Source organism: Paractinoplanes deccanensis (assembly GCF_016862115.1).
Lineage (GTDB): Bacteria > Actinomycetota > Actinomycetes > Mycobacteriales > Micromonosporaceae > Actinoplanes > Actinoplanes deccanensis.
On the sequence record NZ_BOMI01000056.1, the window covers coordinates 1 to 9,262 of the forward strand.

The following is a 9,262-nucleotide window of genomic DNA, read 5'->3' on the forward strand; positions in this document are numbered from 1 at the left end:
CAAGCCGCCGCCCGCCAAGCCGCCGCCCGCCAAGCCGCCGCCCGCCAAGCCGCCGCCCGCCAAGCCGCCGCCCGCCAAGCCGCCGCCCGCCGAGCTGTCGCTCGGTGAGCCGACGGTCGCCGAGCTGTCGCTGGCCGAGTCGGTGGCCGCGGGGTCGTCGGCGGGCGGGGTGGGGGAGGGGACGAACAGGAGGCCGGGCTTGGTGCAGAGCTGGCCCGCGGAACCGGTGACGCTGGCGGCGAAGCCGGCGGCGATCTGGTCGGCGCGCTCGGCCAGGGCGGCGGGGGTGACCACGACCGGGTTGATGCTGCCCAGTTCGCCGTAGAAGGGGATGGGGTGCTCTCGCTCCGCGGCGATGCGGGCCAGCGCTCGGCCGCCGGCAACCGAGCCGGTGAAGGCTGCCGCCGTGATGCGGGGGTCGCGCAGCGCGGCGACGCCCTCCTCCTGGCCGTGGATCACCGTTAGGGCGTCTGCCGGCAGGCCCGCTTTGGCGATCGCGGCGCGGGCTATCTCGGCTGTGCGGTCGGAGAGCTTCGGGTGGCCGGGATGGGCCTTGACCACGACCGGGCATCCGGCGGCCAGGGCCGAGGCCGTGTCGCCGCCCATCACCGAGAAGGCGAAGGGGAAGTTGCTCGCCGCGAAGTTGAGCACGGGGCCGAGCGGCACGCGGAAGCGCCGGAGATCGGGTCGCGGGCCCAGGACGAAGTCCGGGTCGGCGTCGTCGATGCGTACGTCCAGGAACTCGCCCGCGGCCGCGACCGAGGCGAAGAGCCTGAGCTGCACGGTGGTGCGTTTGAGCTCGCCGCGCAACCGGCCCTCGGCGAGGCCCGTCTCGGCCTGCGCCAGGGGGACCAGTTCGTCGGCCGCGGCGTCGAGCGCGTCCGCGGCGGCGACCAGGGCCCGAGCCCGATCGCGCGGGGAGAACGTCTCGAAACCGGAGGAGGCGGCGGCGCCAATAGCGTCAGTCATGGATAACCTCAGAACGCGAATCCGGTGGGATAGGGGTCGGACGGGTCGAGCATGTACTGGCCGATGCCGGTCACCCAAGCGCGGCCCGTGATGGTCGGCACGACCGCGGGCAGCCCGCCGACCGTCGTTTCGCCGATCAGCCGCCCGGTGAAGCGGCTGCCGATGAACGACTCGTTGACGAAGTCTTGCCCGAGGGCGAGCTCGCCGCGCGCCCACAGCTCGGCCATCCGGGCGGATGTGCCCGTGCCGCACGGCGACCGGTCGAACCAACCAGGGTAGATGGCCATCGCGTGCCGCGACAGCTGGGCGTTCGACCCGGGCGCGATGAACTCGACGTGGTGGCAGTGGTCCACGCCGGCGATCGACGGATGCTTGGGCGGGTCCTGCTCGTTGATGGCACCCATGATGGCCAGGCCGGCGTCGAGGATGTCGCGCTGGCGGGAGCGGTCGAACGGCAGCCCGACGGCTGCGAGGTCGACCATCGCGTAGAAGTTGCCGCCGAACGCCAGGCTGTACGGCACCGTGCCGAGGCCGGGCACGTCGATGCTCGCGTCCAGCCGGTCGCAGTACGCGGGCACGTTCTCGAGCGTGACGGCGTCGGCATGCCCGTCGCTGACCTGCACCTTGGCGACGACCAGCCCGGCCGGCGTGTCGAGCCGGATGGTCGTGACCGGCTCGGTCACCGGGACCATGCCGGTCTCGACCAGGACCGTCGCCACGCCGATCGTGCCGTGCCCGCACATCGGCAGGCATCCGGACACCTCGATGTAGACGACGCCGAAGTCCGCGTCCGGCCGGGTCGGCGGCTGGAGGATCGCGCCGCTCATCGCCGCGTGCCCACGCGGCTCGTTCATGAGCAGCTGCCGGATGCCGTCGAGGTGCTCGATGAAGTGGAGGCGGCGCTCGTTCATCGTGTCGCCGGGGATCGTGCCGACGCCGCCGGTGACGACGCGCGTCGGCATGCCCTCGGTGTGCGAGTCGACAGCCGTGAACATGCGAGACGCACGCATGTCAGACCGCCAGGCTCGCGACGGCCTCGACGGCCCGCTTGGTCTCGGCCTCGATCTGGGCCCGGTGCTCCGGCGTCAGCGCACCGCGCGGCGGGCGGCACGGGCCGCCGTACCGGCCCACGATGTCCATGCTCAGCTTGATGGCCTGGACGAACTCGGTGCGCGAATCCCACCGGAAGAGCGCGACGAGCTTCTCGTACAGCGACCGGGCCTCGGCGACCTGGCCGTCGCGCATGAGGTTGTAGATGCGGACCGACTCGGCGGGGAAGACGTTGGGGAAGCCCGCGAACCAGCCCACCGCACCGTCCACCATGAGTTCGAAGAGGACGTCGTCGGCGCCGGCCACCACGTCGATGTCGCACTGCTCGCGGATCTCGAAGAGCCGCCGCACGTCGCCGCTGAACTCCTTGACGGCCTTGACCTGGGGGATCTGCGCGATCTCGGCGACCAGTGACGGAACCAGGTCGACCTTGGTGTCGAACGGGTTGTTGTAGATCATCATCGGCAGGCCAGCCTCAGCCACGCGCGTGTAGTGCTCGACCACCTGCGACTCGCTCGCCCTGTACATGGTCGGGGGCAGGCAGAGGACACCGTCGGCGCCGTCCTCGGCGGCCAGCTCGGCCCAGTGCTTCGCCTGGTGCCAGCCGGGCCCGTGCACGCCGGCGACGACCACGCCCCGGCCGCCGACGGCTTCCACGGCCACCTGGACCACCTTGCGGCGCTCCGCGTCGGTCAGCGACGAGTATTCGCCGAGCGAGCCGTTCGGCCCGACGCCGTGGCAGCCGTTGCCGATCAGCCAGTCACAGTGCTCGGCGAACTTGTCGTAGTCGACGGCGAGCCCGGCCGGCGCGGAAGGATCCTCGCGGTAGGGAAGGGCGGTGGCGACGATGACGCCGCGCAAGGTGTCGGTCATGAGGGGTCTCCTTGAGTACGAGCCAGTTCGCCGAGGCGAACCAGGCCGGCCAGGGGGCGGTTGGCGGTCCGGCCCGGATCGAGCAGGCCACCGGTCGTGCGATCGAGAAGTTCTTCGACGCTGCGCCCGCAGACGCGGCCCTGACAGACGCCGAGCCCCGCACGGGTGCTCAGCTTGAGGGACCGCAGCCCGCGTGACCCGGTGGCCGCGGCGATGTCGCGCAACTCGCCGGCGGTCACCTCCTCGCAGCGGCAGATCAGCGTGTCGTCGGCGAGCCACTCGGCCCAGCCCGGGCGGATGCCGTGGCCGTCGCTGAGGCGGGTGGCGAAGCGCTGGTAGACGAGGACGTCGCGGCGCTGGGCGGAGGTCGGTGCCGCACCGGCTGCCACTGTGCCGGCGATCGTGCCTTCGGCGAGGGCCAGGTCGGCGCCGCCGATGCCGGTGATCTCGCCGGCCGCGAAGACTCCAGGCACGCTGCTGCGGCAGTCGGCGTCCACGACGACGGTGCCGTCCGGGCCGGTCTGGCATCCGGCGGCCACGGCCAGCTCCGACCGCGGGACGAAGCCGTGCCCGACACAGACCGCGTCGACGGCCACGCGCCGGGATGTGCCGGGAACCGGCGCCCATTGCGCGTCGAGGCGCGCGACGGTCACCTCCTCGACCCGGTCGTGGCCGTGCGCCGCGATGACCCCGGTGGCGACCCGGTAGGGGACACGGTGGCGGACGAGGTCGCGGGCATATCCGGCGAGCTCACCGGCCTTGTGCGAGGCGCTCAGCAGCTCGGTGGGCCGGGCCGTCCACGCGCGGCCGAGCCGGCTCCACCCGCCGGCCTCGAGGACGCCGACCACGCGAGCGCCCGTGCGGATCAGGCTCGACGCGACGGGCAGCAGGAACGGCCCCGCTCCGGCGACGAGCACCCGCCGCCCGACCGCGACCCGCTCCGATTTGGCGAGTGCCTGTGCGGCCCCGGCGGTGAAGACGCCGGGAAGATCCCAGCCCGGGAAGGGCAGGGTCCGCTCGTAGGCCCCGGTGGCGAGCACGAGCGCGCCGGGGTCGAAGACGCGCCGGACCCGATCGGCGCCGTCGGCGGGCCCGACCAGGATGTGCACGGTCGGCGGCCGGCCGTCGTGGCGCTCGGCGAGCCAGACCTGCGCCCCGGTCACGATCTCGACGCCGGTCAGCTCCCTGCGGAGGCCGGTGAACCGCTCCCAGCCGTGGTGCAGCACCTCTTCGCGGCCGGCCGGGCGTTGTTGCGGGAGGTGGCGCCAGTATTGGCCGCCCACATCCTCGGCGGCGTCGAGCACGACGACTCGCGCGCCGGCTCGCCGGGCTGCCGTGGCGGCGGCCAGCCCCGCAGGCCCGGCGCCGATGATCAGAACCTCAGGCATCGGTGCTCACCTCATCTCCGTCGGCGGCGTGACGCTGGCAGGCGCGCACGTCACGCAGCCCGTTGACAGTGACCAGGCAGTCGAAGCAGACGCCGATGCCGCAGAAGACGCCCCTGGGCCGGCCCTGCCGGGCGGTGGTGCGCCAGCTCTGGCGGCCCGCGGCGAGCAGCACTCCGGCGATGGTCTGACCGGCAAGGCCGCGGATCTCGGACCCGTCCACGACGATCGCGATCTCACTGGTGGGGCCCGGCGAGACGGGGTCGTCGGCGGCTTCGAGGCGGGCCGGTCCGGTGGTCGTCATGGCAGTAGTATGTCACACACTACTGGCGAGATGGGAGGCCAATGTGGGCCTTTCCACGGCGAAAGGCGAAGACGGCACATGGGTCTCGCGTCCGAGAAGAAGGTCGGCCAGCAACTCCGCCGTCGCGGCCGACAGCACGATTCCCGCGCCCTCGTGGCCGGTCGCGTGCCACAGTCCCGCCAGGCGCGGATCGGGCCCGATGACCGGCAGATGATCCGGCACATAGGGCCGGAAGCCGCCGTACGCCCGCATGACCGCGACGTCGGCCAGGAACGGGAAGAGCACCATCGCCTTCGCGGCCAGCGCGGACAGGACGCGGGCCTCGATCCGCCCGTCGAAACCGCGCCGCTCCCGCGACGAGCCGATCAGCACGGTGCCGGAGGCCGTCGACTCGACCACGCTGGACGTTTGCAGGGCCGCGTCGTCGGAGCCGACCGCGCCCACGTAGTCGGCGTCGTACACCTTGTGTCTGATCCGTTGTGGCATGCGCGTGGTCACCAGGATCGTGCCGCGGCGCGGCCGCACCGGCAGCATGACGCCCAGGCGCGACGAGACCTCGCCGGACCAGGGTCCGGCCGCCACCACGACATGGTCGGCGTGCAGGTCGCCGGCGGACGTGCGCACCCCGGCGAGCCGGCCGTGCAGCGAGATCGGGCCGAGCACCTCGACCCCCTGGCGAACCTCCGCACCCCGACGGCGAGCCGCGGCGAGCAGGGCCTCGGTGGCGATGGCGGGCTGCACCTGTGCGTCCTGGGGATAGTGGAAGGCCGCGGTGTAGTCCCTGGTCAGATCGGGTTCGAGGTCGTGCGGGTCGACCTCCTCGGCGAGGACTCCGGCGCCGCGCTGGCTCTCGGCGAAACGGCGCAATCCGGCGGCACCCGCGGTGGTCGTCGCGACCACGAGACCGCCCTTCGCCTCGTACTCGACAGAAGGGAAGTCGGGCAGCTCGTCCCTGAGCGATTGCCACAGCGTGAGCGAGCGTTGGGCCAGCACCAGCTCGGGGCCGGGGCCCTTGTCGGAGACCAGCAGGTTGCCCTCGCCGGCGGCCGACGTGCCCCCGGCCGAAGCGGCGCGATCGAGAACGGTCACTGTCACCCCCGCTCCGGCCAGCTCGCGGGCCACCGCGGCGCCGACGATGCCGGCACCCACGACGACAACCCTCATCAGTCGCCACCCTTCTCGGGGCGGCCGCTCCACCACCCGGTGACATGGCCGATGTGCACGCGCATCAGTCCCTCGGCCGCCGCTCCTTCACCTGCCTCGAGCAGGTCGATCAAGGTGTGGTGCTCGGCGGCCGAACGGGACAGCTCGGGCGTGCCCAGCATGGTGGCCAGGCCCACCAGGCGGGTCTGCTGGCGCAGGTCGCGCACCAGGCTGACCAGCCGATCATTACCGGTCAGGCTGAGCAGGTGAAGGTGGAAATCGGTGTCGGCGGCGAGGTAGGACTGCAGGGCGGAGGCCGCCGCACTGTTGACGATCTGCTCCGCCTCGATGCGCAGGCCGGCCAGCGCCGGCCGGTCGAGCTTGCCCGCGAGCAGCCGCATCGGCGGCGCCTCGAGCCACTGGCGGATCTGCACGATCTGCTCGAGCTCCTGCTCACTGACCTCAGTGACGCGGAATCCCTTGTTGCGCGCGATCTCGACGAACCCCCGCTTCTCGAGATTCAGGAGCGCTTCTCGTACGGGCGTAGCGGACACGTCGAAGCGCGCCGCCAGCGTGGGAGCCGTCAGCATGGTGCCGGGCTCGAACTCGCCGGAGATGATCGCGGCCGCCACCGCCTCCTCGACGGTCTGGCGGAAGCTGCCGGTGGTGCGCAGCGGACCGATGAGCGGTGACGTCATATCGGGTTGCCTCCCTCAGTGGTATGTGACATAGTACAGCTCATGTTCAACGCGGACCAGGTGCAGTCGCTCGGCTTTGCCAGAGCCGTCGCGGCGCTGCGGGGCGCCCTGGCCGCCGGTCTCGACCCCGAGAACGAGCCACCGCGCGTACCTATACATACCGGCAACGGCGAGATCCTCGTGATGCCGTCCGCCGACAGCAAGACGGCCGGTGTCAAGCTGGTGTCCGTCGCGCCCGACAACCCGCGCAGGGGTCTGCCGCGCATCCACGGGGTCTATGTGCTCTTCGACGCCGAGACGTTGGTCCCGCGCGCGGTCCTCGACGGGGCGGCGCTCACGGCGTTGCGCACCCCGGCCGTGTCCGCGCTCGGCGTCGACCTGGTCGCCCCGCCCGGCGCGCGGCGCCTCGTCGTGTTCGGCACCGGTCCTCAAGCTCGCGGCCACGTCGAGGCTCTGCGCGCGGTCCGTCCGATCGATTCGGTACGGGTCGTGGGCCGCGACCCGGCGAGAACGGCCGCGTTCGCCGCCGAGGCCGGGGCGACGGTCGCGGATGCCGGCGCCGTCGCCGACGCCGACATCGTGGCCTGCTGCACCACCGCGCGGGAGCCGCTGTTCCCGGGTTCGCTCCTGGGTCCCGAGACCGTCGTGGTCGCTGTCGGATCGCACGAGCCCGGGGCCCGTGAGGTCGACGCCGAGACCGTCGCCCGGTGTGGCGTGCTGGTGGAGTCGCGCGCCGCCGCGCTGCGCGAGGCCGGCGACGTCCTGCAGGCCATCTACTCCGGCGCGGTCACCGCCGACGCGCTCGTCACCTTCGCCGACCTGGTCCGGCGCTCCGGCCTGGTCCAGGCCGACTTGGTCCAGGCCGACTTGGTCCAGGCCGACTTGGTCCAGGCCGACCCGGTCCAGCGTTCCGGTCTCGTGCGGCGTTCCGATCTTGTCCGGGAGGACGTCCCCGCCCGGCCGCGATTGATCAAAACTGTGGGGATGGGCTGGGAGGATCTCGTGATCGCCACCGCTGTCGTGGAGGCCGCCGCATGAGGCTGTCCGCTCTGGTCCTGCCCGACCGGCATCCGATCAGCACGTTCCTCGCCGAGGTGAGCGAGGCAGAGCGTTTCGGGGTGCACACCGTCTGGACGTACGACCATCTGACCTGGCCATTGCTCGCCGACAACCCCTGGTACGGCTGCGTGCCGCTGCTCGCCGCCGCCGCAGTGGCGACCGAGAGGGTGCGCCTCGGCTGCCAGGTGGCGACGCCCAACTATCGCCATCCGGTGCCGTTCGCCAAGGAGCTGATGACGCTCGACCAGCTCAGCGGCGGCCGCATCGACGTCGGCTTGGGCGCCGGCGCGGAAGGCCCCGACGCGCTGGTCCTCGGCGATCCGCCGCGCACCCCTCGTGAGCGTATGGACCGCTTCGCCGACTGGATAGGACTGCTCGACACTCTGCTGCGAGAGCCGATCACCACGGTTCACGGCGAGCGCTACTCGGCGGTCGACGCCCACCAGCTGCCCGGCTGCGTGCAGACCCCGCGGATGCCGTTCACCGTCGCCGGCACCGGCCCGCGCTCGCTCAAGCTGGCGGCCCGCTACGGCCAGGCGTGGATCACCTATGGTCCCTACGGCCCCGCGGTCGAGCCGGAGGAGTGGTTCACCGCGCTGAAGAAACAGGCCGGCCACCTGGACGACGCGCTGGCCGAGGGCCGGTCGATGACGCGCATCGCCCAGTTCGCCGTCACGGTGCGGTGGCCCTTCGAGAGCAAGGACCGTTACGCGGACACCGTCGGCCGTCTTCGGGAGCTCGGCTTCGACGAGATCAGCGTCCACTGGCCCCGTCCCGACGGCCTCGGCGTTCCGCGGGAAGCCCTCGACTTCATCGCGCAGGTCCACGGCGTGTAGGAGGGCACTCCTCGAGGACCAACGCCACGCGTCCCGAGTCGTGGTGGCACGCTCCGGGACCGGAGCTTCGTCGTCTGCGGCGAGCTGCGGCGGGGCGTGGCGCGCGATGCCGTGCGGGCGCCGGCGAGCATTCGCCGAGTCTTATGGCGGGCGCCGGCGAGCATTCGCCGAGTCTTATGGCGGGCGTAAGCATCTGGCCCGGAAGGGCTGTGACACTACCCGTGCTGGTGGTGTTGGGCCTACCCGTGATCGGCGGGCTTGCACCATCGAACGGCGTTCCTGGGATCCGTACGGTCGACGGCAGAGATCGAGGAGGACGTCGTTGCTGGACCATCTGATGCCGTTGATCTCGTCGCCCTGGATCTATCTTCTCGTCTTCGTGTTCGTGGCGATCGACGGGTTCTTCCCGGCCATGCCCTCCGAGGCGGTGGTGATCAGCCTGGGTGCGTTCTCGGCGAGCGGCTCGGGCGGCCTCGCCGCGCTGGCCGTGGCCGTGGTGGCCGGGGGCGTGGTGGGCGACTGGGCTGCCTACCGGCTGGGGCGCGGGGCCGGCCGCCGGATCCGCAGCCGCAAGCTGATCGCGGCGAGGGAGAGAGCCGAGCGTGCGCTCGCGCGCCATGGCGGGGCCGCGATCGTGGTGGGTCGCTTCTTGCCGTACGGGCGCACGGCGAGCGCCCTCACCTCCGGGGCGGTGTCGTTCCCGCCGAGCCGGTTCCGGTTGTTCTCGCTGCTGGCGAGCGTGGCATGGGCCGCCTACATCATCGGGCTGGGCCGCATCGGGGGCGCCACGTTCGCCGACTCGCCGCTGCTCGCGACGGTGTTCGGGCTGGCCCTCGGCATGAGCATCGCCGGCGTGGGCGCGCTCGTGCAGAGACGAGCCGGCGCGTGGACGCTCGTGCAGCGAAGCGCCGGCGCGTGGGCACGCCTGCAGAGCCGACAAGCAGG

General features: G+C 72.2%; 10 protein-coding genes. 3 read left to right on the top strand and 7 right to left on the bottom strand.

Annotation, left to right across the window (positions count from 1 at the left end; all coding sequences use genetic code 11):
- The 7 genes from Ade02nite_RS14705 to Ade02nite_RS14735 form a co-directional block, all read right to left on the bottom strand.
- Positions 1–969 (bottom strand): aldehyde dehydrogenase family protein (locus Ade02nite_RS14705; protein WP_239168755.1); only part of this gene is annotated, 969 nt, incomplete at its 3' end.
- 8 nt (positions 970–977) lie between these two features.
- Positions 978–1,964 carry a proline racemase family protein gene (locus Ade02nite_RS14710; protein WP_239168756.1) on the bottom strand — a complete coding sequence of 329 codons (987 nt, stop codon included), beginning with the start codon at positions 1,962–1,964 and terminating at the stop codon, positions 978–980.
- Positions 1,965–1,980: 16 nt separating this feature from the next.
- Positions 1,981–2,892: a dihydrodipicolinate synthase family protein gene (locus tag Ade02nite_RS14715; RefSeq protein ID WP_203762363.1), complete on the bottom strand. Its 912-nt coding sequence runs from the start codon at positions 2,890–2,892 to the stop codon at positions 1,981–1,983.
- Positions 2,889–4,280: an NAD(P)/FAD-dependent oxidoreductase gene (locus Ade02nite_RS14720; RefSeq protein ID WP_203762365.1), complete on the bottom strand. Its 1,392-nt coding sequence runs from the start codon at positions 4,278–4,280 to the stop codon at positions 2,889–2,891. The genes Ade02nite_RS14715 and Ade02nite_RS14720 overlap by 4 nt, the downstream gene beginning before the upstream one ends.
- Positions 4,273–4,581: a (2Fe-2S)-binding protein gene (locus Ade02nite_RS14725; RefSeq protein WP_203762367.1), complete on the bottom strand. Its 309-nt coding sequence runs from the start codon at positions 4,579–4,581 to the stop codon at positions 4,273–4,275. Before Ade02nite_RS14725 ends, Ade02nite_RS14720 begins: the two co-directional genes overlap by 8 nt.
- Positions 4,582–4,593: 12 nt before the next feature.
- Complete coding sequence (locus tag Ade02nite_RS14730; protein ID WP_203762369.1) at positions 4,594–5,745, bottom strand: NAD(P)/FAD-dependent oxidoreductase; 1,152 nt, start codon at positions 5,743–5,745, stop codon at positions 4,594–4,596.
- Complete coding sequence (locus tag Ade02nite_RS14735) at positions 5,745–6,422, bottom strand: GntR family transcriptional regulator (RefSeq protein ID WP_203762371.1); 678 nt, start codon at positions 6,420–6,422, stop codon at positions 5,745–5,747. Before Ade02nite_RS14735 ends, Ade02nite_RS14730 begins: the two co-directional genes overlap by 1 nt.
- Before the next feature lie 42 nt (positions 6,423–6,464).
- Between Ade02nite_RS14735 and Ade02nite_RS14740 the strand changes: the two genes are divergently transcribed.
- From Ade02nite_RS14740 to Ade02nite_RS14750, 3 genes are all read left to right on the top strand, one after another.
- Positions 6,465–7,460, top strand: a complete 996-nt coding sequence (locus Ade02nite_RS14740) for an ornithine cyclodeaminase family protein (RefSeq protein ID WP_239168757.1) — start codon at positions 6,465–6,467, stop codon at positions 7,458–7,460.
- Complete coding sequence (locus Ade02nite_RS14745; RefSeq protein WP_203762373.1) at positions 7,457–8,317, top strand: LLM class flavin-dependent oxidoreductase; 861 nt, start codon at positions 7,457–7,459, stop codon at positions 8,315–8,317. The genes Ade02nite_RS14740 and Ade02nite_RS14745 overlap by 4 nt, the downstream gene beginning before the upstream one ends.
- 322 nt (positions 8,318–8,639) lie before the next feature.
- Positions 8,640–9,262 (top strand): DedA family protein (locus Ade02nite_RS14750; protein ID WP_203762375.1); only part of this gene is annotated, 623 nt, incomplete at its 3' end.

Bases quoted from the DNA above. Each gene is read 5' to 3' on its own strand.
- Ade02nite_RS14710 (WP_239168756.1), bottom strand. From the start codon at position 1,964: ATGTTCACGGCTGTCGACTCGCACACCGAGGGCATGCCGACGCGCGTC.
- Ade02nite_RS14735 (WP_203762371.1), bottom strand. From the start codon at position 6,422: ATGACGTCACCGCTCATCGGTCCGCTGCGCACCACCGGCAGCTTCCGC.
- Ade02nite_RS14740 (WP_239168757.1), top strand. From the start codon at position 6,465: ATGTTCAACGCGGACCAGGTGCAGTCGCTCGGCTTTGCCAGAGCCGTC.
- Ade02nite_RS14730 (WP_203762369.1), bottom strand. From the start codon at position 5,745: ATGAGGGTTGTCGTCGTGGGTGCCGGCATCGTCGGCGCCGCGGTGGCC.
- Ade02nite_RS14715 (WP_203762363.1), bottom strand. From the start codon at position 2,892: ATGACCGACACCTTGCGCGGCGTCATCGTCGCCACCGCCCTTCCCTAC.
- Ade02nite_RS14725 (WP_203762367.1), bottom strand. From the start codon at position 4,581: ATGACGACCACCGGACCGGCCCGCCTCGAAGCCGCCGACGACCCCGTC.
- Ade02nite_RS14745 (WP_203762373.1), top strand. From the start codon at position 7,457: ATGAGGCTGTCCGCTCTGGTCCTGCCCGACCGGCATCCGATCAGCACG.
- Ade02nite_RS14720 (WP_203762365.1), bottom strand. From the start codon at position 4,280: ATGCCTGAGGTTCTGATCATCGGCGCCGGGCCTGCGGGGCTGGCCGCC.